This window comes from Aliiroseovarius sp. M344 (assembly GCF_025140835.1).
In the GTDB taxonomy this organism is placed as follows: Bacteria; Pseudomonadota; Alphaproteobacteria; order Rhodobacterales; family Rhodobacteraceae; genus Aliiroseovarius.
The window spans coordinates 1,138,463-1,162,388 of the sequence record NZ_CP081153.1 but is presented as its reverse complement, the minus strand read 5'-3'; the positions used below and the strand labels follow the sequence as shown (position 1 = coordinate 1,162,388).

Here is a 23,926-nt window from a genome sequence, read left to right as displayed (position 1 = left end):
TCATTCCTTCGAAAATGCAAATTGCGTGTGTTGACGGTAGGTTTCACCCGGCCTCAGAAGGGCTTGGGGGAACACGCTGTGGTGGTTGGCGTCGGGCCAGATTTGCGGCTCCATTGCAAGGCCCGCATGCGCTATCATCTCACGTCCGTTTAAGCCCGGCAGGTCAATGTTGATCTTGCCCCCGTCATAGATTTGAAGCCCCGGTTCGGTGGTCCGGCACTCCATCGTCAGGTTTGACAGTGGACTGACCAACCACGCCACAGAGCGTAGCCCGGTTCGTTGGCGCGATAGGCAAAAGTTGTGATCCACCGGTGACGCTTGAGAGACCGGCGACAAGGCACTGTAATCAAAAGGTGTTTCCGCGACAGACCGCTCCTCTCCAGTCGGGATAAGCTCATCATTCACAGGTAAGTAGCGATCTGCGTTCACCTTGAACAGATGGTCTGAAATCGTCTCGCTATCATCCAGCTTGAAATAGGAATGATGTGCCAGATTACAGAGCGTGGGCGCGTCGGATTCCGCCTCCATCCGAATGTCCAGCACACCGCCCTCAAGCAATGTGAAATGGACCTTTACAGTTAGATTGCCGGGATAACCCATGTGCCCATCGGGCAGCGTGATCTCAAGCGTTGCATGATCCGATCCGTAGTCCACAACCGCCCAAAGCTGCTTACCCATGCTGACCGCACCACCGTGCAAGCTGTGCTTACCGATAAAGTTGCGATCAAGTTGGAAGGTCTGCCCATCCAGTTCCAGATGCCCATCGCGGATGCGGTTGGCGCAGCGGCCTGCAATGGCCCCAAAATAAGGAGAATGGGTCAGGTAAGGCGCAAATTCGGGGAACCCAAGCACCAGCGGCGCGTCGTGGCCCTCTAAGCGAAGGTCTTGCAGAATTGCGCCATATGTTAAGATGTGCCCCGTCAGTCCACCGCCCTCAAGGCGCAGCCGATGGACAGTTTCACCGGTTGGAAGTGTGCCGAATTCCTCAATCATAGGGTCACCGCCTGTCCCGTTCTGGCGCTTTTCTCGGCAGCTTCACCCACGCGAACAGACCAAAGCCCATCCTCAAGCGACACCTCAGGCTTACCAATCCCCGACACCACCAGATCGCGAAAACGCTTGTGCTGGAAGAAGGTTGAGCCGTGGTGATCCCCTGCGGCCAGAACTGTCTCGTCGACTTCAACCTCTTCGCGGATGATCTCTTTGCTGTCTCGGTGGCTAATCTCGATCTCAGAGGCGCGTTCCTTTCCGTCCACGCTAAACCGCGCAGGACCCGGCACTTTGGCATCCACGCGTGCTTTGGCCCCGGTGACCGAGATCACTTCTTGCCAATACGACCCTTCTGCAAACATGCACAGGTCCAGCAGCCCACGTGCGCCATTTGCGAAATCGACGGTGACAAAGGCGTTGTCGATGATGTCGGGCGTGTGGCCATCATATTGTTCATCCTGATGGTTCACGTCTGCTGCTGCAGAGGCATAGACACGCACTGGATCGCTTTCAAGCACGACGCGCATCAAGTCCCAGAAATGGCAGCATTTTTCGACCAGAGTGCCGCCCGTACGGGCGTTAAATCGGTTCCAATCACCAACCTTTTCCAAAAACGGAAAACGGTGTTCGCGGATCGACATCATGCGCGGCGTGCCTGCTGTGCCTGACGCGACCTCGGCCAACAGGCGTTGGACCGGCGGCATGTAACGGTATTCCATCGCGACCCATACCGGGGCGGTGCGGGTTTGCGATTTGGACAGAACCTCGCGGCAATGGTCAGCTGTTGTGCATAGAGGTTTTTCGCACAGGATCGGCAGATTTGTATCCAGGATATCCATCATGATCGCGTGGTGGGTATCGTTGGGTGACACCACCACCACCGCATCACAAAGCCCGGCCGACAGCATATCCTTGTAATTGGCAAAACCCTGCGCGGCACCGTTTGCGGTCTCGACCGACAAGTTACGCATTCCTTCATCAGGGTCCGCAATGGCCGCTACCTCGCACCCATCTAAAAGGTTGAGGTTTCGGATGTGCTCCTGCCCCATCATGCCTGACCCGATCAGGCCGTATCTGATTGTCATCTCAAAACTCCAATAGCGGCAAACCCAGCGCCCCGGCCGCCCCCCGAAGCGCAGCTCGGTGGTCGCCATAGGCCAGCGCCATGTGATGTTCTAACCCGCTTGCAATGATGTCATTCAACACCTCACCTGCAGGTCGATCAAACCGTAAAACACCGGAGGTGCCGGTGAACGCCATGGGGCGCCTCAGCATCTCACCGTGCGACAGCACCATATGGGCGCGGCCATGTGCCTGACTGATCCGCATCAGCGTGACCTCTCCGGGTTTTAGGGGAAACTGATAGAGCAGCGGCTGTTTGCGGTTGGTGTGTATGGTCGCCTCGACGGCAATTTCTGGATCGTGCATAGACAAGGGGGCCTGCCCGCAATGCCAAACCACACCCGTGTTGTCGCTTGCGTCCATATCCACCAGATCAGTCAAAAAGACGGGGGCATTGGCAGCCTCCATCAAGATCAGCTGGGTCAGCGCGCCATAGACATCCGCCTCGCAGGCGCAAGGGACCCGCGCTTCGCCCAACATCGACGCGGGGCCACACACCGCGCCACCATATTCGGTGAACGTCTCGGGCCAGCACCGGATGGCGAAAGCGTCATATCCTCCCCGCCCTTTGAGCTCGTCCAACCCCGCTTTCAGGCGCAATGAACGATCAAGTTCGGTTGGGTCGACCTCGTCTATCCCGTCAAGCTGGGCGGAAGCCTCTTTGTGCAACTTTTCAGCCACCTGATCAGGAACCGCACGCGCTTTACTGAACAGATCGTCCAGCGACAGTTCATCGACTTCGACGCCTGCAAGCAAGTGCATGGCATCCTTATCATAGGCGCAGGTGTCAAATCCGACGGGATGTTCACCAATGCGGGCGATCCGGCGACCGTGGACTGCTTGAGCAATCCGGTGCCCCTGTTCGGTTGCTTCTGGTGGATCCCGTGGCGTGAGCTTGCCCGCTGGTCGCTTTCCTGCCAGCAACACGCTCAGTTCGGCTACGACATCAGCTGACGGGTCCGCATAGAGCCAACCGAATGCGCGATCACTCAGGCCCAAAGCATGTGCAGCCAAGTTCAGTCCGCAAAACGCGTTTAGGCGCAGGCGTCCCCCCAGCCGGGGTTCCGGTACGGCCCAAATCGACAAGGGCTGATCAAACGCCGCCCCTATCGCGACCGTCATAGACGCGTCGGTGAAGGTTACTTGCAAGATCAGAACCTGACCGACATTGGCTGCCTGAAGGCCTGAGATGCCGGCACGTGTTGCGTCCTCGTCAAATAGTAGCTCGCGGGGGCCGATTATCTCGTGACCGGTCGCTTCAAGCGCATCCAGCATCGCGGCCAGCTTTTCCTCGGCAAAGGGCACGTCAAATGTTGGACGTCCCAAAGGAAGTATGCCTAGTTTCATCTGCGCGTCCCTTAAGCTTCGGCGTAGCTGTGCCGGAAACTGGCATCAGCCGGCGTAAAGCGTGCCCCACCTTCCCCGTAGCAGAAGTGCTGCGCCCAGTTTGCGGCTTTTGCATCTGCCAATCGGCTAATCTGTCCCATGTAGTCCGCCGCCCCGCCCTCGAGCTCTATCTTGATGCGTTCCCAATCCGGATACGCCGAAAACGCATCCAGCCAAATAGCGCGTCCTGCCAAAAAGCCTGAGGCACCTGCAGCGAAAGCATGTTCCAGCACGCGTGCAAATTCAGGTTTTCCTGCACCCGCTGACAGCATCACCCATGGGCGGCCAGCGAGCCTCCCCATCTCATCAAAGACGGCTTGAACTCCTGACGATCCATCAGCATCGGACGCATTCACCGGGCTTTCCAACTTAAACACGTCAACGCCATAGTCAGGCTTCGCAAATTCTTCGACCGAGGCCAGAACATCGTCGGCCTTCTTACCCTGCATCTCGATATATTCTTTGGTCTGATGCGCATCAGTGGCCAAAGGGTAAACCAGCAGTTCGAACAGAAACGGGATGTCGTGCTTGGCGCATTCCTCTCCGATCCGTTTCACATAGTCTTTCTGGGCTGCATTCACCGCGTCGCCCGCATCCGGACGATACCACGCCAAAACTTTAACGGCGTCGCCCCCCATGCGTTTGATCTTGGCAACCGACCAGTCGTCAATGTCTGAGCTAAAGCGACCCTCGGGCGTTTCTTCAAACAGGCTGTCCTCGAGCGTCACGATCAAGCCCTTGGTGGGTGACAACATGTCGACCGCATAGGGAATTGCATAGTGCGGATCGAGCAGCATCGCGGTGCTTTGTGCCTGCAGCGTTTCCACCAGCAACCCTTTGAAACGCGCGACTTGGTCCCACGGGGCGGTATCCACCCCAAGATGCGCCGCAATCGGACCCTTGATCGGAGGACGTTGGTCAACTGCGGTCATCTTGAAGATACCGTTTTCATCGGCCATACGGCGCAGTCCCCAGAGCTTGCCCGGGCTAAGCGTTGTCATCACGTCTCTCCTTCAGAAAATCGTCAATTTGGGTGCGTGTGGGCGCTCCGGCCCGGCCCCCATGTTTCAAGCATTTGACCGCGGCTGCGGCATTTGCGTATTCGATGGCTGCCCGTTCCGGTGCTTGTTGTGCAAGCGACAGCGCGAATGCGCCGTGCCAAACGTCGCCTGCCCCAAGTGTATCCACCGGCTCTATCTGGTATGCTGGAACATGCTCGATCCTTTGACCATCAGTGAACCAAACATCGTTTGCGCCATCTGTGGCACAGACCCAGCACCCGTGATCTGACGCGATTTGTTTTAGCGCCTCCTCGGTGGTCAGATCCGGATGTAGGTCACGAAGTCCTTGCATCGACAAAGCCGCATGGCTGGCAACATCAAGCAGGGTTGGATCAATTGGTGCTTCACCATCAAGAACACCCGGGATACCCCGTGTCTTCGCAAGCGACAGTGCATCGCGGGCTGCATCAACGCGGCGCGTGTCCGTTAAGACTGCACCAAGTTCGCCAATACCCGCGAACCACGCAGTCTTGAGGACCAACCCTTCACCCCGAAAATTAACAATTAGGCGCTCGCCATTCATATCAATCAAGACCGACGAAAACGAACTGCGCGCGCCTTTGGTACGGGTCACGTTGTCAACGTCCACGCCTTCATCACGAAGCTCTGCAAGCACCATGTCGCCAACGCTGTCTGTACCCAGTCGCGCACCCAAGATGGCGTCGCCACCCAGACGCGTCACCGCAACTGCGGCATTGGCAGCACAACCGCCGCCGACCACGACGGCACGATCCGTGCCATACTTCTCAGCCCGGTCGGGCAGCTCATCCAGATGGAAGACGAAATCCACAACGGCGGCACCTACACAGAGAATGCGGGTCATTGGGGCACCTCCAATCCGCTGGGCACGCTAACCGGAGTTCCTAGGCGCCCCCGACTGGAAGCCGTGCCCGTCAGGGCTTTTAAAAACGCGACAAGTTCGGTGATTTCATCGTCACTCATTTCCAATGAAGTCACATCAACCTGCGAAGCGAGACGCGCCCGTTCACGCTTATCCTGGAACGGCAAGAAGTCAGTTGCAGCGAGCCACGGCGCTTTCGGGAGTGCCGCAAGTTCCGGTTTCCACTTAGAAAACTCTGCTTGCGGATTCAGATGATGGCGCACTATCCCTTCCAGCGTCGGATATGCCCCGTTGTGCCCGTATGGCGCGGTCAGGGCGACATTTCGCAACGATGGTGTGCGGAACCGATAGGCATCCTCTAACCGGTCCGAGGCCCCCATCCGTCCAACATCACGCACGATCGGATCCCATTGCCGTGTCTTGCCCGGTCCGAAATGCGGCAGCATCAGCGCATGAAATTCGTGGTCGGTCAGAAGCGGGCCGGAATGGCAGGTGCTGCACCCGGCTTTGCCGTAAAAAAGCTCTAGCCCTGCCAGCTGGTCTGCCGTCATCGCCGCGCTATCGCCTTTAAGAAAGGCGTCAAACGGGCTGTCATCACTGCGAAATTCCGTGGCTTGATAAGCAGCGAGTGCATTGGCAATATGGGTGATCGAGACATCCAGCGGACCCGACACGTCAACGAAAGCCTCACTGAACCGATCCGCATAATCCGGGATTGTCCGCACTCTTTTTGCAATGATCGGCCATACCGCGTCGATCCGATTATAGGCCGCGCCTGCAACTTGGTTTTCCTTCGGATCACCGGCCATCTCGAATTGCGACGTCATTGGAAACAAGGCTTGCGCCGCAAGGATCGAGTTCAGTCCATCGGGCAGCCATTCCTGCGCTGGACTGTCAAACCCGGTGTTGTAGATATCTGAGACCGACAGGCGACCGTCGTGAAACATAACATCGACCTCGCGTGCGCCAAGGTTCCACAAACCGGGCGCATTGCGTGGGATACGTTTGATGATGCGGCTAGCCCCCTGCCCCGGATGACGCATCGGACCTAGCCCCTCGCCCCCTTCGCCAATACCAAGGCTCAACCCGTCCGAGCTTCCGTGTTTGGGATGATGGCACGTTGCACAGGCAATGTTGCGATTGCCCGACAGGATAGGATCATAAAACAGAAGTTGCCCTAACGCCGCCTGCGTCTGATCGAACGAGATGAAATCAGCCTCTTGCAAGGGCTGTGGAAGCGATGTCCCATACGCGGGTGCGCCCGCGAGCGCCGCCAAGACGGAGAAAACATGAAACGCCTTTGCTTTGCCCCCTGCCTTGTCCTGTGCCTTCTGGCCACGCCCGTTTTGGCCGAGATTGAAACGGCTCGCGATCTGATGGATGCCAAAGACTACTCTGCCGCGATGACCGAACTGTTGCCCGCCGCGCGATCCGGCAATGCCGAAGCGGAAGAATTGATAGGCGTTATGTATGCGCTTGGGTTGGGTGTCGAGCGTGACGACGTGCGAGCGTTTGAATGGTATCTTCGTGCCTCTATGAAGGGGCATGCTGGCGCACAATCTGGAATTGGTTGGTATTACGAGGTCGGTCGCGGCATGCCCGCACCGGACCTTGTCAGGGCCTACATGTGGTACACCCTTTCGACGATCGGGGGCGACCCCGATGCGGCCATTTCCGTTGAGGAAGTGGTGAAGAAGATGACGTCCGAACAAATCGAAAAAGCCCATATTCTGGTGGATGACTACCGGGTCTGGCTTTACCCGTTTCGCTAAGTCCTGGGGGCCACGCGGGAGAACACGCAGCCCCAAGGTTGGTTGTCTTCAGGATCAGTTGATGTCCTGCGCCATACCGGCGTCGATATCTGCTTCTGCTGCGGCAACAGCATCGGTCAGCGCGGTAAAGATCTCTTCACCACCTTTGATGTTACCCTTGAACCAGTCATAAACCGGAGCCGCTGCTTCTTTGAACGCGGCTTTCTCGGCTGGGCTAGGAACATAGAGGTCTCCACCACCGGCAACGAAATCTTCGTATGCCTGGATCGATTTGCGTTTAGGTGAGGCAAAAGTCGCCTGCTGAAGGGCAGCGAAACCGTCCACAACGACGCGACGCATGTCTTCCGGCATGCCCATGAATTTGGCGTTATTCATCCACCACAGCGCACCCATATAAGCGTGACCGTCTAGCGTGACGTATTGCAGACCCGCATCCGGGAACTTCATACCCATGATGTCGGTGATGCCATTTTTGGAACCCTCTACAACACCCGTTTGGAAGCTGGTGAACAGCTCAGGCCATGGGATCGGCGTCGGCGATGCACCAAGGGCCTTGACAAGCTCCTGCGGCAGATCGGCGACCACGGTGCGGATCTTCAAACCTTCCATGTCTGCAGGAGCCCGCACGCGACGTTTTGTGTTGGCAAAGTTGCGCCAGCCGCCAGTGTTACCGATGGTCATCAGTCGAATTGCATCGCCTGAATCCGCTAATGCCATAGAGCGCATCGTGCGCGTGAAGTCGCCGGACAATACAGCCTCAGCTACGCGGTCGTTGGCCATCAAGTAAGGCAAATCAAGTACCTGTACATATGGGAAAATACCCGATGCACCGCCCGATGTCGAAATGTAAACATCGATGGAGCCATCGGCCACACCCTGCAGACACTCGGCACCTTTTGAACAAAGCTGCGTCCCAATGAACAGCTCGACTTCAATCGCCCCGTTTGAAGCGCTCTCGACAAAGTTTTTGAACACGACAAGACCATCATAGTCTTCGTCGTTTTCGTTGGAATTCGCAGTCGCGCGAATGGTATAGTCAGCAGCTTGAACCGCCACGGCGCTGGCAGCCAACACAGCTGCGGCAGACAGCGCCTTTAAAGTTGATTTGAACATAAGTTCCTCCTCGTTGGAATGGTTATATCGTTGGTTTTATTGGACAAAACCCGTCAAACGCGGGATCGTCATGCAGATTGCCGGGACATAAGTGATCAAGAAAATCACGATAACCTCGACCAGTAGAAAGGGTAAAATGGCGCGCGAAATAGCTTCGACTTTCTCGCCGGAAACAGAACTTGCAACAAACAACACCAGCCCCATCGGTGGCGTCGCCAGACCCACTGTCAGGTTGACGCTCATGATGATGGCAAAGTGAACTGGGTGGACCCCCAAATCGACGAAAATCGGTCCCAGAATTGGTCCAAGGATGATGATTGCCGGACCAGCGTCCAGAAACATTCCTACCACGAAAAGAAGCAGGTTGATCAAGAATAGAAGGATTAGCGGATTGTCAGACAATCCAAGAATGAAGCCCGCCATGGTCTCTGGCGCGTGTGACAAGCTGACGACCGTTTTGAAGGCCACCGCCGCGCCAACAAGAAGCAACACGGTCGAGCTCGACAACGCCGCTCGCATCAGAATGCCCGGTAAATCTGACACGCTCATCGAGCGCAGGATGAAAAAGGCAACTATCAATGCATAAGCGACTGCCACCGCACTCGCCTCGGTCGGGGTGAACACTCCAACAAGTATACCGCCCAAAATGATGATCGGGGTTTGCAGAGGCGCAACCGCTTTCTTGCAAATAACGCGGAAGTCGGGCGAAACCTTTTTGCGCAACCTCAACAGAAGGAAATGCGCGATTGGTAAGAACACCAAGAAGACAAGCCACCCATTGACACCGATCTCAACGCCGTTAAGGCGCAATAACGCTGCAACGCCGGAATAAAGAGCCAGCAGAACGCCCGCAAAGTTGATCCGCAAAAGAACGAAGCTTACCTTACCTTCTAAGGGTGAAATTGTTTGGTTTGGGGTGACAATTCGTTCTGCCTTTGGAAGGTCATATCGATCAGCCATCAATCGTACGACAACCATCAGGCCGACGCCAACCAAGATGCCCGGCACGATACCGGCTAAGAAAAGCGCCGCGACGCTTTCGCCCATAACATATGCATAGATGATCATTATGCCTGACGGTGGAATAATCGGGCCAATGACCGAACTCGCGGCTGTCACCGCAGCGGCAAACTTGCGAGAATATCCGTTGCGCTCCATTGCCGGGATCAACGTAGATCCAAGTGCCGACGTGTCGGCCACGGCGGATCCGGAAAGCCCCGCAAACAGGATTGAGCTAAGGATATTCACATGCGCTAGCCCACCGCGGAAATGGCCCATCAACGCTTGGCTGAACTCAACAAGTCGTGTTGTGATCCCGCCCCTGTTCATCAGTTCACCTGCCAAAACAAAGAATGGAAGAGCCATTAGCGGGAAACTATCCATCCCGTTGTAAACATTACGGTAAAGTAATGCGACATCACGCTCCTGCCCATTGAGGAATAGCAACAACCCTGGCGATAGCAGCAAAGCGAAAAAGACCGGAAGCCCGATCATAAGGAAAATCAGAAAGAGCGGCAGAAACAGGGCCAGCATCACTCGGCCTCCATCGAAAACGGAAGCGCGTCATCGCTTGGCAGTTCAGCGTCTGGATCTATCAATGACACCAGTGTGCGCAGTATCATCTCGATCGTGACCGAGATCAGCAGCACGATGCACGCAAATAGCGACATATACATATAGCGAAGTTTAACCTTAACGGATTCAAGCCCCAGCCACTCTAACGGAAGCTTCAAAGATGAGCTGTCAAACTTCCCACCAAACCCGAAGGCATGACTGTAGCCATGGCCAATAGCGATAACTAATACAATCAGAGATAAAACCAGTAAGGTTAGGGTCAAACCCAAACCCAGTTTGCGTGGCAGTGCAGTCGGCAGCATGTCAATGGCAACGAACCCGTTCCATCGCATCGCAGAGGGCGCGACCAGCCCAGCCATCCATAACATAAGAAATCGGGCAGCTTCGTCCGGCCAAGCAAGGGCATTATTCAATACATACCGAAAGACAACCTGCGTAAGGATCACGACAACCATCAACGCCAAAGCCACCCAGGCCATCTGGCGTCCTATACGAAGGACCAGCGTATTCACCCCAGCAATCAGTCGCAGTAGCGTCAGCACTGCCCCCCCTTTGGTGGTTTCACCATTTGAATCACATATAGCGCGTATTTACTTTCGTTATTTTCATATCCTCGGCATATCGAACCTATGTGTCAAGCCTGCGAACCTAACCCGCCAAAACTAATCGCACGCTTTTCGCTACACACATCTCGGCCAATGCCTGTGGGCAGGATTTGTCGATCACAAGTGTATCGATCTGCTCCAATTTCCCGATACAGACCGGTGCTGCGCGCCCAAACTTAGTTCCATCTGCGGTCAGAATGACATTGCGCGCATTTTCAATGATCGCCCTGACCAACGAGGCTTCACGCAGATCATAGTCGAGAAGCGAGCCGTCTTCAGCAATCGCTGCGGCACCAATCACCGCCGTATCGACCCTGAACTGGCGGATGAAGTCCACAGCAGCCTCACCCAGAATAGCGCCGTCCGATTTTCGTACGACACCGGCTGGAACCATCACCTCTACGCCCGCAAAGTCCCTTATTTCACTGGCTAAAGTGACTGAATCGGTGACGGCTTTTATTCCTACATGATGCGACAGGTTTCTTGCAACGGCTGCTGTGGTTGTCCCAGCATTGATGATGAGCGAAGAATCGTTCGGTATCAAAGCGGCTGTTGCGCGACCAATATGTTCTTTCTCTTCCCGGGCGACATCTTGCCGGACCGCAAAACCAGCATACTCAGTCCCGCCAACCAATGCAGCGCCTCCGTGGAAACGAGCAATCTGATTGACCTCAGCCAATGCATTGAGATCCTTGCGGATGGTTTGAGGTGTGGCCTCGAACAACTCTGCCAGATCGTCGACCAGCGCACGCCCCTTCGCTTGAAGATGCTTCAATATCGCCGTTTGGCGGACCACTGCTTTTCGACCAGATTTCAACGCTTTTCCTTTCGCCTCCAGTTCGTTTCGTTATTAGAGCAAAAACGAATATTATTCGCAATGTTCAATTGGCAGACGGCAAGTGTCGAAAATGTTGAGCGTGGCGGCGAATACAGCATTCCAGATCACAACCCGGTCCTAGACGCCAAAGGGACACTGCTCACCGGTCCTCGCCTTCTAGCAAAGGCGATCCAGACTAGGATCCAACAGAGCTCTGTATTGCTTGTGCCCGCCCGTATGTTTACGGCTCAAAGCGATTGGGTAACAAAAGAAATTGACTAACCGCTACGCTACGAACGGCCCATAAGAGACATTCACTACCAAGCTCCGATGCTGCAGTCGCAGCCTGCATTGCCGACATTCGAAGCGAGCGAAAAATTTGGAAAACGTCAAGCCGACGCACCGCGGACCAAGTGGACCCTCGTTCAGCGACAATGTTCGTGCTTCAAAATGGGGTATCGCACTTTCCTTTTGTTTTTGGGGCCTTCGCGCGGTAGTGTCCCCATTAAGTAATTGACCATTACTCGTATTTAATTGGCTGAAATCACAATGCCGCAGATCGTTCAAGTCGCCGCCATCGCCCTCGCCACGCTCGGCACAGGAGCGATAACGATGTCGGTCATGAATGAGGACATACCCGACCTCGAGGTGCCCCAAGGCCCGTGGACCGCGAGCGGCGCGCTTGACAACCGGTCCTTCGAAATCCTCGGTCGGGACGCAAACAGCGGCGCGGTATTCGATGGCCTTTTGGCCTTCCGCAACGGCACATTCCAGTCTGCCGACTGTCAGGAATACTGCAATTTTGGCTGGTCCGACTATCAGACCAAGGAGATCGACGGCGTGGTCCATTTCACCACGACCGCGGTCTGCCCGGACGCACCGCACACGGTGGTCTTCTACGGACAGGTCGAGGGCAACGACATTGCTCTCGACCTGACGTGGACAACCCGGCGTTGGTACTGGACCAACCAGATCGTCATGACGGCCACCGGGGAAGCGGTGCCCACCAATGGCGCGAAAGCCGAGGGCTGAGGTACACATCTTGAAACCAGCCGGAGCGTCTTATGGCACCATCGCCCTCCGGGTCGTGGTTCTCGTTGCTATCCTTGTGATTGCCACCTGGGGCGCGCACCTCATCCGTGATGCATTGAACCTGCAGATTAGACCGGACAACGAGCAGCAAGTGCACCGTGCCCTCATGCTCGGCGCAGTGGCCTATATCGGTCTTCTAGCTCTGCCCTTCGTGCCGGGTGCCGAGATCGGGTTGGCGATGCTCGCCACTTTCGGAGCGTCCATCGCGCCGCTGATCTATGTCTGCACCGTTGCCTCGATGATGCTGGCATTCGCGGTCGGTCGTTTCCTGCCCATTAGTGCACTCGAGCGTCTTCTCTCGATTCTGAGGATGCGCCGCGCGGCTGCACTGGTCTCTCGGGCCGCCCCGCTGTCGCAGGACGAAAGGCTTGAAATGCTGCTAGACGGTCAGTCCAAACGCGCGCTCAGCCTTGCGTTGCGCTACCGCTATTTCGCCCTAGCGCTCGCGGTAAACACACCAGGCAACTCCGTGATTGGTGGCGGTGGCGGCATCATGCTTCTGGCCGGGCTAAGCGGGATCTTCTCGCCTCTGGCGACCCTTGCGACCGTGGCGCTCGCCGTCTCCCCTCTGCCCCTCGCAGTAGTATTCTTCGGGCTACAGATTTGATTGTGGCTTTCTGAGATTGACCAGTGTGCTTCGGTTCTGCTGTCGCGAAATAGCGATCCGCGTCAGACCCTACGGTCAGAAATAAGACGCATTTGGATCTCGGAACCGGTGTTCGACGCGACTCCCCGGAATGATCGTCTCGCAGACGATGCAGTTCCCGCGCCGCTAGCGGGTGGCTGTGTAGAAAATCACACGGGCAGGCACCCTGACATCTTGCTCACCCGCGAACGCCCCGTAACCTTCAGTCATCCCTTTCGCGATGCTATCCATCGCGGATCCCTCTTCACCGAGCTTGGCAAATTGGGAGACGGCTCCGCGAAAGGGACCTATGGCAAGCATCATGGCTGTAATGTCAGCGGCGGCACCGATCGGCGTGAGGTGGGTATCGATCTCTTCCGCGGCCACATCTGCAAAGCCCGTTTTGGAAAGCAAGTCAGTCACCATTTCCACATTGGCAAATGCCATTGGGCCAGGAGCCGATGGATCAGGCTTTGGCATCTCTGGAAGTGCGTCTGCCAAGGCCTTGCCAGGCACCGAGAACCAAGGATTGTGCTGCGGACCGGCCCACGTCACGAAGGCTATGCGACCGCCTTCGTAGAGAGAGTTTCCGATATTGGTAAAAGCCACCTGCGGATCTGAAAAAAACATGGTCCCGAATAATGAGATCACGGCGTCGCACTTAACGTCAGAAAAACTGAAATCCTGCGCATCACCCTGGACTGGCGATATGTGTGGCACGTTTCTTGCGCGATGTTCGACCCGAGCTACAAAATTGTCAGCGATGTCCAATGCGATCACGCTCCCCTGTGGACCAACACGCGCAGCTGCGTCGAGCGTCAGCGCACCGGAGCCGCACCCGAGGTCGAGAACCTTCTCTCCTGGTTGCAACGCGGCGCGTTTGAGCAATTCATCCTTGATGGGGCTATGAGCCCTCTCAATAGGCTCCTCATGATCGATCCAAGCTTGTGCAAGAGCGCTCCAGTCCATTAGCCCATTCCCTAAATGCATAAACTTTCATGAATGGTGCTGCACTTCATATGAACAAGCAATGACTGTGTGCTGAGCAGTGAACCAAATGTAGAAATAGTTAGCCGACAATGAAGATCGCATGCATTAGGTTCCTGACAAACTAACTTCCGTCAGGTCCATTTTTGCGTGGCCCCCTTTGGCTCATTCCTGAAATCGGATTCAGTGTAGCATCTGTATTTCTTGCCCGGCAGGCACCTGTGCGGACCCGGCCCTTTGCGGACATTGCAGAACTTCGGGGTGGTTTCATGTAGATTCATCGAATCAGACATTGACGTCTAAGCGTTATTATCTTAGCTTTCTAATACGATATACTTCGTTCCCTTCGGGCCAAAGGCCGATTGGGCCGGACTGCGTTGCCACGAAAATCGGGTCTCGCGCGAGCATAAGCTTCCATCCGGGGAATGTCTTTTTTTGGGCATCGCGCATTCGCTTCTTTTGAAGATGAATGGAGACCTATGTGTGATGAAAAAAACATCCAAGATTCGCCGCGCCAAGATGCTAGCTCAAGGTGGACGTTGCTATTATTGCGATCTGCCGATGTGGGAACATGAAGCAGAAAAGGTAGGGTGGCCAGACCTTTGGACGAATGAAAAACCCAAAACGCTGCAATGTACGGCGGAACATCTTGTCCCGCGCTCAGATGGTGGGGTGGACACGCCGGAAAACATTGTTGCAGCTTGCTGGTTTTGCAACACAACACGCCACAAAAGGAAGCAAGTTCGATCACCTCAGGAACATCGAGCACATGTAAAGAAACGAATGCGCAAAGGACGTTGGTTGCAGGCTAGTATCAATTTGTAATGAGCATGTTGCCTTCGGCCCAAAGGGTCGAATGCTGCAACGTGCTCAAATGGCGGCTTTAGCACTCTGGTGGTTGTAGCGAAGCAACATTCAGGCACGTCGCCTCGCATGATGGCCTGTGCCTAACGCTTGATACCACCAAAGCGCACACCGCTAAGATCGGCCACCTCTCTTTTCCATGTTGTGATGTCACGATGGGCAAAGTCTGACAGGCTGTTGTGTCCGCACGCCCGCGCCAAGACCTGCATCAGTTCGACAGATGCGCCGAAATAGCGGGCGAGCTTTTGTGCGCCGACCTGCACATCCAGTCGCGCGCGCAGTTCGGGCTTTTGGGTTGCGACGCCAACAGGGCAGTTGTTGGAATTACACATACGCGCCGCGATACACCCGACAGCTTGCATGGCAGAATTTGAAACCGCGACGGCGTCCGCACCCAAGGCCATGGCTTTGGCGAAATCCTCAGCCACACGCAGGCCACCTGTGATGACCAATGTCACTTCACGACCCGTCTTTGCATCGAGATGGGCACGGGCACGGGCCAAAGCAGGGATCGTTGGCACTGAGATATGATCGCGGAAAATCAACGGTGCAGCACCCGTTCCGCCGCCACGACCATCCAAAATGATGTAGTCAGAACTGGCTTCCAGAGCGAAATCGATGTCGTCCTCGATATGGTTCGCCGAGAGTTTGAACCCGATTGGGATACCGCCAGACCGCTCACGGACTTTATCAGCGATACGTTTGAAGTCTGCTGGTGTTTCAAGGTCAGGGAACGTTGACGGGGATATCGCGGATTGCCCAGGCTCCAAGCCACGTACCTCTGCGATCTTCCCTTGCACTTTATCACCAGGCAGATGCCCACCCGTGCCGGTTTTTGCCCCTTGGCCGCCTTTGAAGTGAAAGGCTTGCACGCGTGCGACCAAATCAAGATCCCAGCCAAATCGCGCGGATGCCAATTCGTAGAAGTAACGTGAGTTTTCAGCCTGTTCCTCCGGCAGCATGCCGCCCTCACCAGAGCAAATTCCGGTTCCTGCCATCTGCGCACCGCGTGACAACGCCGTCTTCGCCTCTTCGGACAATGCGCCATAGCTCATGTCCGAAACGAATAGTGGAATGTCCAGTTGCAACGGTTTGGCGGCGCGGGGCCCAATCGTAACGGATGTCGCGACTGGCACGTCATCCAACAATGGTTTGCGCGCCATTTGCGCAGGCAGAATCTGAATATCGTCCCAATGTGGCAAGTCTTTGCGGGGCACACCCATTGCACCCATTTCACCATGGTGGCCCAACTTGGCCAGCCCGTCTTTGGCCAAGGCATGGATGCGAGCGACGGTTGGTTCTTCTGGCGTGGGGGTCGCGGTCGGAAGGTCAGACTTCGGTTTCGGTGACGGATCACCTGCTTTCAGATCACCAAGGCTGGCGTGCGTGCCATCGCAGAATGGACCGTTTGCTGTCGCTTTGCACTGACATAGCGCTGCGCTGCCTGTGCTATCAGCGGTAAACTTATGTGGCGTCACGTCGGTGCCTGCATGCGACCCATCGCAAAACGGTTGGCTTTTTGACAATCCACACCGACACCAATAGTAATCCTTGCCCTTTTCCAGATCGACTTTGGCGGGATGTTTGGCAGCGATAATCGGAACGGATTGGGTCATGTCTTTGTCCTTTTTGGTGCTTTGATTTAGCAGGCTGTGATCGCGCTCCAGCCAATACAATTTAGTTTGAAGTGATGGTTACTACTCTGGCAGACCGTGCCCTGTTACGAAGCCGTAGGAACTTTCAACCAGTTGGGTGACGACTTCAAGTTCCGCAAATGTGGTCGGTGTGAAAACCATCACGAACCCATCCCATCCTTCTCGCTGCTTGGCCCAAGGATGTGCAACAGCCCAGCCAGCGTCAATTGCGGCAAGGGCCACGTCAGGGCTCAGCGAGGCATGCAGACTGCCATCTGTGTGTAAGTGGGCAAATTCTTGACCGCCCACAATGACATCTGGACGTGCGAGAAGCACATCATCTTCTAGCTGAAACCCAACGCCTCCCGGCATCGAAACACGCGTTGGACCAAGATTAACGCCTGGAAACTTGGACACGTGATCCATAAGTGCTTGGGCAAGCTCTGCGACCGCCTTAACGCCGATTTGTACATGCGGAACACCATCCGTTGTTTGTGGTACTGGCGTTATCCGGATCGGTAGGCTTTCAGCATGTGTCATCGTTGGCGCCGCAGCCAACGACGAAAGCAGGCCGCAACACAATAAAGTCGGTAGAGATCGCATATTTTAACCTCAATGAATTTGTTCAAGTTCAAGAAAACCAAGCCTCCTCCAGTCCTGTTTGCTGGAAGAGGCCGTGTCAGAGGATGCCGATCAGCCCTCAGGAACCCAAGGATATGGACCCATCCAGATATCAAGCATGACGCGCCATGCGTTCATTGGCAGCCACTCGTCATATCCGACCCATTCAGCGTATTGCGGCAACGCAACCCTGGTTGGGATTTCATTCGCTGGCGTGCCCTTTTGGAACTCGGCAAAGATCGCGCCCCTCAGGTCAACAATGAACTGACGCTCTTCTTCAACATGCGTTTTGGTGCAACCATTGGGGGCTTCTTCCGCCGACAACTCTGTATGCGAACAAACGGCAACATCAAAATCAAGCTCGAGTATTTCACCCAGAGTGCGCTCCCATTCGCCGATGTTGAAATCGGGCATGATGTTAAAACCAACCCGATTGGGCGTAACCAAGTCCGCGATGTAGGCGACCCGCTTTTCCGGGATGACAAAAACCGTCATGCCAAGGCCATGGTTCAGGCCCAGGTAATGCAATTGAACGGTCACACCGCCGATTTCAATATCGTGACGGTTCCCATCCCAAACGATGTCGGGGACAGATGTATCTTGCCCCGGTACGGCTGCCAGATACTGAGCTGCCAGTGTGTGCGCTACTGTCTCAGCACCTGCAGCCTGAAAAACACCGCCGCCGCTGGCGTGATCCCAATGGTTGTGGCTATGCATTGCGAATTCAATCGGTTGATCGGTCACGCCACTAATGGCTTCGATCATCTTTTCGCTATGGGTCGAGTTGACTGTTTCAAAGGCCACGACGCCTTCGTCGGTGACGAGAAACATTGAGTGATACCCGTTGCCGCCGCCGAAGCTGTAAACGCCGGGGGCAATTTCATTCGTATATGAGAGCGGCATGTCAGCCTGAAGCGGGCCGGTTACGCCAAACGCTACTACCGCTGTTGCCGCAAAACTTCGCAGGTTTGTAAGCTTCATTTTGATTTCCTCCAGTTGTCCAATCCAAGCGCTGCGTCGTGTTCCTGTTGGTAACCGGTCACTGGATCACAAAGCTCATTTTGCATGTCTAGTACAATATGTACCTCTTTGCAACATTTTGTACTACTGCACTACAAACTGTTCCCTTCGCCTGTGTTTAGCGTTAGACATATCCCTATGAATAAAGCTCTCGACCCCAGATTAAACGCAACGCGATCACAAGCATTGGATGCAGCATTGATGTTGCTTCAAGAAAAGGGAGTGCTGGCGGTAACCCATGGTGCGATCAACCGAGAAACTGGGATATCGCGCAGCACGCTGTATCGGCATTGGCCCAAACTGGAAGACCTTCGCAATGCTGCCTTTGCGCGTGCCGCGACCGGACCGAATAACCAACCGCGCACAAATGGCCCGCTAAAAACTGACCTCATGTGGATCATCGGACATTTGATGACTGCACTGAATGATACCCCTTGGGGTAAGATCGCTCCTCAGGTGATAGCTATTGCTGCAACCGAGGAGCAAACGCGGGGTCTCATGAGCAAATGGATAAAAGATCGAAGCGGCGACGTTGAAGCGGTTTTTGAAGCGGCCAAAGCGCGTGGCGAAGTCAGAGACGGTGCACCAATCAAGCAGTTGGCCGAAATGGCGATTGCCGTCCCATACTTCAGAAAGCTTGTCGCAGGGCGACCGCTTGATCACGAATGGCTGGATGTCCACGTCGACATGATTTGTAGTTTGGCGACATACCATGCTACTGTCTCAAAGTAATTTAGAGTTCGCTCACCTTCTCTAATGCGGCTATTGGAGCGACTGCAGCGAAAGCCCGTTTTGTCCGCACAGCAGACTGCGACGCAGTGCTCAGCGAACATCCGCTATCAGCCACCAATCAAACATTAGTGGATTGTAGAGCAAGTGTATCTTTGGGCTCAATACCGACTTTAAGCCAAGGGCGCTACTAATGCCTGCTCAGCGAAACGGAGTGACATTCGACATTGCAGCAAGCAGACCCTGTCATAAAAAGTCCAATGTATACCGGCTCCGTGTCCTGTCCCAATTCAACATCTGCGACAACGCGTCTGCCTGATCATCATGACGTCCATGTGGGAAATCGCTGGCAGAAATTGCAACCAACACGGGCGACGATCAAAACTACATTCGCAAGCGCATTTGCCTCGCTAGTCTGTCGCCCAAGATCCAGCTGGCCATTACCTCTGGCAAGCACCCTGAGAACTGGACCATTGGGATGTTCGTGCGCATGGCGCTTCCGCTAGAATGGCCCGCTCAGGAAGCGTTTCTCCTTGGAGACCGTCCGCATTCCCTGTAACGTCTTTCTCTTTCCCTGTTATTTCCCTGTTTGGCGAAAAAATTTCCCTGCAAATCAAAGCAGGGAAATTGAGAAAACTCTCCAATAAATTCAGTAAGATGTGTCACCGTGAACAACGCTTCACGTGCCCTTTTTACTTTTTTTCCCTGTTCTTTCCCACAAAACAGGGAAAACTGGTCCGCTGAAATTTGGCCAAAGAGACAAAGTGGAAATTTGGCAGCAATTGCATCAGGAGAAAGGTCTCTGCTTGCCCCAACAGACCGCAAGCCGCGGGAAGATAAAGAGAATAATCACGGAAACTGGGCATTCAGGGAATTCTGGTGGTGAATGGCGGAGGAGGTGGGATTCGAACCCACGGTAGACTTTCACCTACGTCGGTTTTCAAGACCGGTGCATTCAACCACTCTGCCACTCCTCCGACAAGGTGCAGGGATAACAACGCTTTTGCGATTCTAAAAGCAGGTTTTCGCGGGCTGGTTTCTGCCCACCGCAAGATCGCGTTGCGCGAGAGCCTTTTCACGCGCGACTTGTATCGTTAGACTGCCGCTTAATCGGGACCAATACCCGGCGATAGAGCAGTCCGGGCCTTAGGCCCGCATGATAATTAGGGGCTAGACATGTCAAGCAAGACCACTCTGAAAGTGGCCATGGTGTTAGGCGGCGCACTGTTTCTTTCGGGTTGCGACGACACCAAACTTCCCGCGTTTTTGAAAAACGGCAACAAAGACGCGAAATCCGCATCCGCACGGCAGGGCAAAACCACACGTACCGGCGAGCGGGACGTGGAAGCACCCGAGATATTCCAAGTTGCGGAAAAAGGACTTTGGGACGGTCGTCCCAGCCTTGGCGGTGTTTGGGTTGCACACCCGGACGCAAAAGACCCAGAGCGGGTTTTAATTCGCAATCAAGCCAATGGAAAATCGGTTGTCGGCGCTCTGTTCCGTCGCGAACGCGAAGTGCCCGGCCCAAGGTTCCAGGTTTCGTCCGATGCGGCAGAGGAACTTGGCATGTTGGCAGGTGCGCCTGCCGAGCTAAGCGTCACGGCCTTAAGAAAAGAAGAAATAACCGAAGCGCCCGAAGAGGTGACCGAGGACTTAGAGGCACCATCAGATATTGAGCAAAAATCGCTTGATGATCCGATCGCGGCGGCATCGGCTGCACTGGCCAAAACCGAAGCCGCGTCGGCAAAAGCAGCACCTCCGCCCAAACCTGCCGCACCAAAAGCCGCGCAAGCTTCCAAGGCCAGCGCATTGTCCAAGCCGTATCTTCAGGTTGGGATATTCTCGGTCGAAGACAATGCAAATCGGGTTTCGAAAGAATTGCAGCAGGCTGGTCTGACCGCGACTGTCAAACCTGGCTCGTCGAACGGCAAATCCTTTTGGCGGGTTGTGGTGGGCCCGGCCGCCACGAAGGCTGAACAAACTGCGATGTTGAAAAAAGTGAGCGGACTGGGCTTCACCGATGCCTATGCCGTTTCAAACTAATGCCCCTTCGGGCTAATCAAAGAGGCCACTGACCCGCAATGCGTTTCCGTCTGACTGTGTTCATCCCGATCCTGATTGCCGTGCAGGTTGTCGCCAGCCTGCCTGCCCGTGCATTTGACACACGCGCAAGCTCGGCTTATGTGCTGGACATCAACACAGGCACTGTTCTGATGGAAAAGAACGCCGAGGTGCCGCTGCCTCCGGCGTCGATGTCGAAATTGATGACGGTCAATTTGCTGTTTGAGGCTTTGGCAGACGGGCGCGTCACGATGAGCACGCCTTTTGGTGTGTCTGAACGCGCGGCCGCCATCGGCGGCTCGACGATGTTTCTGGAACGCTCAGACCGACCGACTGTAGAAGACCTGATTCAAGGCATCGTCGTGCAATCGGGCAATGACGCCTGTGTTGCAGTCGCCGAAGGGTTGGCTGGCACAGAAGACGCATTTGCCCGCATGATGACCGAGCGTGCCCGCGATCTGGGCATGGAAAATTCAAGCTTCGGAAATTCATCAGGGTGGCCGCATCCGATGCAGCGCATGTCGATGAAAGATCTTGCTATCCTGTCGCGCCACATGATTGTCGAGTTTCCGGACTACTATCATTACTTCGGCCAGTCCGAATACCATTACAAAGGTCGCGCGCCCGACAACCGGTTTAACCGCAACCCCTTGCTGGACCTTGGTATCGGGGCCGACGGCTTGAAAACTGGCCACACTCAAGAAGCAGGTTACGGGCTTGTCGGGTCCGCCCGACAAGGCGACCGCAGGATTGTTTTTGTGATTTCCGGTATGGCCTCGGAAAAAGAACGCGCGGAAGAAGCCGAAGCGATCGTCAACTGGGCGTTTCGCCAATTCACTATGAAAACAACAGTAAAGGCGGGCGAACGCGTTGCCGCGGCGGATGTATGGCTGGGTGCCGCCGACACGGTTGGGCTTGTGCCTGCGCAAGACGTGAATTTGCTGATCCCCGCTGCACAACGAGAAGGCATTTCAGCGACCATCAACTGGGACGGCCCAATTGCTGCCCCGATTGCACAGGGGCAGGAACTGGCGCAAATGGTCATCAGCCGCGATGGGTTGAGCGACACAGTCGTCCCCTTGTTTGCAGAAGAGGGTGTCGGCAATGCGGGCTTTGGGAAGCGCCTGACGGTGGCGGCCGAACGGGTGCTAGCGCTGGTGATGGGCAACGACGCACCGCCTGCCGCAGTCCAGCCCGACGCCGCAGCCACCAGCAACTGACGCGTTTGGATGGCCGGACTTTTTATCAGTTTTGAAGGCATTGATGGCTCGGGGAAATCGACCCAGGCCAAGCTTTTGGCGCGCGCGCTTGAGGACCTTGGACACGAGGTCGTGTTAACGCGCGAACCAGGCGGCAGCCCAGGTGCCGAGGAAATCCGGTCATTGGTGTTGGAAGGCGATCCGGACCGCTGGTCGGCGCAGACCGAACTGTTATTGTTCACAGCAGCACGACGCGATCATCTGGAACGTCTGATTGACCCGGCGTTGGCAGCGGGCAAGAATGTCATTACCGACCGATTTGCCGACAGCACCCGCATGTATCAGGGCACCCGGTCGGGTGATCTGCGTGCCATGGTCGACCAGTTGCATGACCTAGTAATCGGACGCGAACCCGATCTGACCTTTCTGATCGACATGGACCCGGATCTTGGTCTGGCCCGCGCCAAAGGGCGCGGCGGCACCGAAGAACGGTTCGAAGATTTCGGCGCTGATTTGCAGCACAAGATGCGGGCGGGATTTCTGGACCTAGCCCAGCAGTATCCTGGCCGGTTCCGAGTGATCGACGGCACGCGCGATGTCGAGACCGTCGCTGCGGACGTCCTGCAAATTGCGCTCGGCGCTCTGTCCAAATCAGAGCCGACCCCATGAGCACGGACCACGAGGCCACACCGGAACCCGACCGCATCGACGGCGCACCGCACCCGCGCGAGGCAATCCAACTGATTGGTCAGGGCGCCGCAGACGCTGCTTTTTTGGACGCCTACACCTCGGACCGGTTGCATCATGGCTGGCTTATCACCGGACCACGCGGTGTGGGCAAAGCCACGCTCGCTTGGCGCATCGCGCGATTTTTGCTGGCCACCCCTGCCGATGATGGCGGGATGTTTGCAGCCCCTGCCCCAACGACCCTGGATATCCCCGCTGACCACCCTGTCGCGCGCCGCATTCACGCCTTGTCAGAACCCGGACTGTTTCTGCTGCGTCGCCCGTGGGACGAGAAGAACAAACGCCTGAAAAGCGATATCACCGTGGATGAAGTGCGCAAACTGAAGCACTTCTTCGCGCTGTCCTCGGCCGGCGGCGGGCGGCGTGTTGTGATCGTCGATGTGGCAGATGAAATGAACGTCTCAGCGGCCAACGCGCTGTTAAAACTACTCGAAGAACCGCCAGTTGGTGCGGTGCTTTTGCTAATTAGCCACCAGCCCTCACGCCTTTTGCCAACGATCCGGTCCCGTTGCCGTGAATTGCGTCTTGGCCCCTTGGCACCAGCCGAACTGGCGCAGGTCTTGGCAGGCCTCGATGAAACGCCGACAGCCGAGGAAACACTTCGGCTGGGCGAACTGGCGGCTGGGTCTGCGGGCGATGCCCTTAGGCTGCAACATCTTGGCGGGTTGGCAACCTATGCAGCATTGGTTGAGATTTTCTCGGCTGGTCGCGAATTTGACCGACCTCGCGCCCTGCAACTTGCCAACAGCGCTGTCGGCAAAGCAAATGCTGAGCGGTTCGATCTGATCTTGCGCTTGTTCGATCTTTTCCTTGCCCGTCTGGCCCGCCATGGCGCAGGTTGCCTGCCAGCGGCCGAGGCTGCACCGGGTGAAGCCGCTTGTTTGGCGCGCCTGTCGCCAGATGCGGATGCCGCCCGGGCCTGGGCCAATTTGCAACAGGAATTGTCGGCCCGCGCCGGTCATGGTCGGGCGGTGAACCTTGACCCCGCCGCGCTCATCCTTGATATGGTTTTTCGGATCAATGATACGGCGGCGCGCCAAGCCGCCTGAGGCAAGGACGCCCCGT

Annotated in this window: 23 protein-coding genes and 1 tRNA gene; 9 read left to right on the top strand and 15 right to left on the bottom strand. The window is 55.8% G+C overall.

Annotated features, from left to right (window positions below; translation table 11 throughout):
* The 6 genes from K3556_RS05645 to K3556_RS05620 are packed head-to-tail and all read right to left on the bottom strand — an operon-like array spanning position 1 to position 6,626.
* Positions 1–993: an aldose epimerase family protein gene (locus K3556_RS05645; RefSeq protein ID WP_260518751.1), complete on the bottom strand. Its 993-nt coding sequence runs from the start codon at positions 991–993 to the stop codon at positions 1–3.
* On the bottom strand, positions 990–2,075 hold the full coding sequence (locus tag K3556_RS05640) for a Gfo/Idh/MocA family protein (protein WP_260518750.1): 1,086 nt from the start codon (positions 2,073–2,075) through the stop codon (positions 990–992). The genes K3556_RS05645 and K3556_RS05640 overlap by 4 nt, the downstream gene beginning before the upstream one ends.
* Position 2,076: 1 nt before the next feature.
* Entirely contained in the window at positions 2,077–3,459 is a 1,383-nt protein-coding gene (locus K3556_RS05635; protein WP_260518749.1) for an L-fucose/L-arabinose isomerase family protein, read from the bottom strand.
* Between the two features lie 11 nt (positions 3,460–3,470).
* Complete coding sequence (locus K3556_RS05630; protein ID WP_260518748.1) at positions 3,471–4,499, bottom strand: tagatose 1,6-diphosphate aldolase; 1,029 nt, start codon at positions 4,497–4,499, stop codon at positions 3,471–3,473.
* The gene (locus tag K3556_RS05625; protein WP_260518747.1) at positions 4,486–5,382 is read right to left on the bottom strand and encodes a PfkB family carbohydrate kinase; all 897 of its coding nucleotides are present in this window, start codon (positions 5,380–5,382) and stop codon (positions 4,486–4,488) included. Before K3556_RS05625 ends, K3556_RS05630 begins: the two co-directional genes overlap by 14 nt.
* Entirely contained in the window at positions 5,379–6,626 is a 1,248-nt protein-coding gene (locus K3556_RS05620) for a cytochrome-c peroxidase (RefSeq protein ID WP_260518746.1), read from the bottom strand. Before K3556_RS05620 ends, K3556_RS05625 begins: the two co-directional genes overlap by 4 nt.
* Positions 6,627–6,689: 63 nt before the next feature.
* On the opposite strand from K3556_RS05620, the gene K3556_RS05615 reads away from it, so the two are divergent.
* Entirely contained in the window at positions 6,690–7,172 is a 483-nt protein-coding gene (locus K3556_RS05615; protein ID WP_260518745.1) for a tetratricopeptide repeat protein, read from the top strand.
* A gap of 54 nt (positions 7,173–7,226) precedes the next feature.
* Here K3556_RS05615 and dctP read toward each other — a convergent pair whose 3' ends face one another.
* From dctP to K3556_RS05595, 4 genes are all read right to left on the bottom strand, one after another.
* The gene (dctP, locus tag K3556_RS05610) at positions 7,227–8,285 is read right to left on the bottom strand and encodes a TRAP transporter substrate-binding protein DctP (RefSeq protein WP_260518744.1); all 1,059 of its coding nucleotides are present in this window, start codon (positions 8,283–8,285) and stop codon (positions 7,227–7,229) included.
* Between the two features lie 36 nt (positions 8,286–8,321).
* Complete coding sequence (locus K3556_RS05605; protein WP_260518743.1) at positions 8,322–9,818, bottom strand: TRAP transporter large permease; 1,497 nt, start codon at positions 9,816–9,818, stop codon at positions 8,322–8,324.
* Positions 9,818–10,402: a TRAP transporter small permease gene (locus K3556_RS05600; RefSeq protein WP_260518742.1), complete on the bottom strand. Its 585-nt coding sequence runs from the start codon at positions 10,400–10,402 to the stop codon at positions 9,818–9,820. The genes K3556_RS05605 and K3556_RS05600 overlap by 1 nt, the downstream gene beginning before the upstream one ends.
* A gap of 106 nt (positions 10,403–10,508) precedes the next feature.
* Positions 10,509–11,261 (bottom strand): DeoR/GlpR family DNA-binding transcription regulator, encoded by a 753-nt coding sequence (locus tag K3556_RS05595; RefSeq protein ID WP_260519177.1) that lies wholly within the window; start codon positions 11,259–11,261, stop codon positions 10,509–10,511.
* A gap of 570 nt (positions 11,262–11,831) precedes the next feature.
* On the opposite strand from K3556_RS05595, the gene K3556_RS05590 reads away from it, so the two are divergent.
* On the top strand, positions 11,832–12,314 hold the full coding sequence (locus K3556_RS05590) for a hypothetical protein (RefSeq protein ID WP_260518741.1): 483 nt from the start codon (positions 11,832–11,834) through the stop codon (positions 12,312–12,314).
* A gap of 151 nt (positions 12,315–12,465) precedes the next feature.
* Entirely contained in the window at positions 12,466–12,981 is a 516-nt protein-coding gene (locus tag K3556_RS05585; RefSeq protein ID WP_260518740.1) for a hypothetical protein, read from the top strand.
* Positions 12,982–13,146: 165 nt separating this feature from the next.
* Here the strand turns inward: K3556_RS05585 and K3556_RS05580 are convergent, their stop codons facing one another.
* Positions 13,147–13,968 (bottom strand): class I SAM-dependent methyltransferase, encoded by an 822-nt coding sequence (locus K3556_RS05580; RefSeq protein ID WP_260518739.1) that lies wholly within the window; start codon positions 13,966–13,968, stop codon positions 13,147–13,149.
* Positions 13,969–14,472: 504 nt separating this feature from the next.
* On the opposite strand from K3556_RS05580, the gene K3556_RS05575 reads away from it, so the two are divergent.
* Positions 14,473–14,811 carry an HNH endonuclease gene (locus K3556_RS05575; protein ID WP_260518738.1) on the top strand — a complete coding sequence of 113 codons (339 nt, stop codon included), beginning with the start codon at positions 14,473–14,475 and terminating at the stop codon, positions 14,809–14,811.
* Between the two features lie 122 nt (positions 14,812–14,933).
* Here the strand turns inward: K3556_RS05575 and K3556_RS05570 are convergent, their stop codons facing one another.
* From K3556_RS05570 to K3556_RS05560, 3 genes are all read right to left on the bottom strand, one after another.
* Entirely contained in the window at positions 14,934–16,466 is a 1,533-nt protein-coding gene (locus K3556_RS05570) for a glutamate synthase-related protein (protein ID WP_260518737.1), read from the bottom strand.
* A gap of 81 nt (positions 16,467–16,547) precedes the next feature.
* Positions 16,548–17,024, bottom strand: a complete 477-nt coding sequence (locus K3556_RS05565) for a luciferase family protein (RefSeq protein ID WP_260518736.1) — start codon at positions 17,022–17,024, stop codon at positions 16,548–16,550.
* 153 nt (positions 17,025–17,177) lie between these two features.
* A complete protein-coding gene (locus K3556_RS05560; RefSeq protein ID WP_260518735.1) occupies positions 17,178–18,086 on the bottom strand; it encodes an MBL fold metallo-hydrolase in 909 nt (302 codons plus the stop codon).
* Between the two features lie 108 nt (positions 18,087–18,194).
* Between K3556_RS05560 and K3556_RS05555 the strand changes: the two genes are divergently transcribed.
* Positions 18,195–18,857: a TetR/AcrR family transcriptional regulator gene (locus K3556_RS05555; RefSeq protein WP_260518734.1), complete on the top strand. Its 663-nt coding sequence runs from the start codon at positions 18,195–18,197 to the stop codon at positions 18,855–18,857.
* A gap of 884 nt (positions 18,858–19,741) precedes the next feature.
* Here the strand turns inward: K3556_RS05555 and K3556_RS05550 are convergent.
* Positions 19,742–19,831, bottom strand: a tRNA-Ser gene (locus tag K3556_RS05550).
* 199 nt (positions 19,832–20,030) lie between these two features.
* On the opposite strand from K3556_RS05550, the gene K3556_RS05545 reads away from it, so the two are divergent.
* From K3556_RS05545 to K3556_RS05530, 4 genes are read left to right on the top strand one after another with little or no spacing between them, the layout of a single operon-like run.
* Positions 20,031–20,897, top strand: coding sequence for an SPOR domain-containing protein (locus K3556_RS05545; protein ID WP_260518733.1), 867 nt, complete (start codon positions 20,031–20,033; stop codon positions 20,895–20,897).
* A gap of 38 nt (positions 20,898–20,935) precedes the next feature.
* A complete protein-coding gene (locus K3556_RS05540; RefSeq protein WP_260518732.1) occupies positions 20,936–22,135 on the top strand; it encodes a D-alanyl-D-alanine carboxypeptidase family protein in 1,200 nt (399 codons plus the stop codon).
* A 9-nt stretch (positions 22,136–22,144) separates the two neighbouring features.
* On the top strand, positions 22,145–22,783 hold the full coding sequence (gene tmk / locus K3556_RS05535; protein WP_260518731.1) for a dTMP kinase: 639 nt from the start codon (positions 22,145–22,147) through the stop codon (positions 22,781–22,783).
* Complete coding sequence (locus tag K3556_RS05530) at positions 22,780–23,910, top strand: DNA polymerase III subunit delta' (RefSeq protein ID WP_260518730.1); 1,131 nt, start codon at positions 22,780–22,782, stop codon at positions 23,908–23,910. The genes tmk and K3556_RS05530 overlap by 4 nt, the downstream gene beginning before the upstream one ends.
* Positions 23,911–23,926: the final 16 nt, after the last annotated feature.

Excerpts from the sequence above, each read along its gene's own strand:
- K3556_RS05645 (WP_260518751.1), bottom strand. The coding sequence starts at position 993 with ATGATTGAGGAATTCGGCACACTTCCAACCGGTGAAACTGTCCATCGG.
- K3556_RS05640 (WP_260518750.1), bottom strand. The coding sequence starts at position 2,075 with ATGACAATCAGATACGGCCTGATCGGGTCAGGCATGATGGGGCAGGAG.
- K3556_RS05635 (WP_260518749.1), bottom strand. The coding sequence starts at position 3,459 with ATGAAACTAGGCATACTTCCTTTGGGACGTCCAACATTTGACGTGCCC.
- K3556_RS05630 (WP_260518748.1), bottom strand. The coding sequence starts at position 4,499 with ATGACAACGCTTAGCCCGGGCAAGCTCTGGGGACTGCGCCGTATGGCC.
- K3556_RS05625 (WP_260518747.1), bottom strand. The coding sequence starts at position 5,382 with ATGACCCGCATTCTCTGTGTAGGTGCCGCCGTTGTGGATTTCGTCTTC.
- K3556_RS05615 (WP_260518745.1), top strand. The coding sequence starts at position 6,690 with ATGAAACGCCTTTGCTTTGCCCCCTGCCTTGTCCTGTGCCTTCTGGCC.
- dctP (WP_260518744.1), bottom strand. The coding sequence starts at position 8,285 with ATGTTCAAATCAACTTTAAAGGCGCTGTCTGCCGCAGCTGTGTTGGCT.
- K3556_RS05605 (WP_260518743.1), bottom strand. The coding sequence starts at position 9,818 with ATGCTGGCCCTGTTTCTGCCGCTCTTTCTGATTTTCCTTATGATCGGG.
- K3556_RS05590 (WP_260518741.1), top strand. The coding sequence starts at position 11,832 with ATGCCGCAGATCGTTCAAGTCGCCGCCATCGCCCTCGCCACGCTCGGC.
- K3556_RS05580 (WP_260518739.1), bottom strand. The coding sequence starts at position 13,968 with ATGGACTGGAGCGCTCTTGCACAAGCTTGGATCGATCATGAGGAGCCT.
- K3556_RS05575 (WP_260518738.1), top strand. The coding sequence starts at position 14,473 with ATGAAAAAAACATCCAAGATTCGCCGCGCCAAGATGCTAGCTCAAGGT.
- K3556_RS05570 (WP_260518737.1), bottom strand. The coding sequence starts at position 16,466 with ATGACCCAATCCGTTCCGATTATCGCTGCCAAACATCCCGCCAAAGTC.
- K3556_RS05565 (WP_260518736.1), bottom strand. The coding sequence starts at position 17,024 with ATGACACATGCTGAAAGCCTACCGATCCGGATAACGCCAGTACCACAA.
- K3556_RS05560 (WP_260518735.1), bottom strand. The coding sequence starts at position 18,086 with ATGAAGCTTACAAACCTGCGAAGTTTTGCGGCAACAGCGGTAGTAGCG.
- K3556_RS05545 (WP_260518733.1), top strand. The coding sequence starts at position 20,031 with ATGTCAAGCAAGACCACTCTGAAAGTGGCCATGGTGTTAGGCGGCGCA.
- K3556_RS05540 (WP_260518732.1), top strand. The coding sequence starts at position 20,936 with ATGCGTTTCCGTCTGACTGTGTTCATCCCGATCCTGATTGCCGTGCAG.
- tmk (WP_260518731.1), top strand. The coding sequence starts at position 22,145 with ATGGCCGGACTTTTTATCAGTTTTGAAGGCATTGATGGCTCGGGGAAA.
- K3556_RS05530 (WP_260518730.1), top strand. The coding sequence starts at position 22,780 with ATGAGCACGGACCACGAGGCCACACCGGAACCCGACCGCATCGACGGC.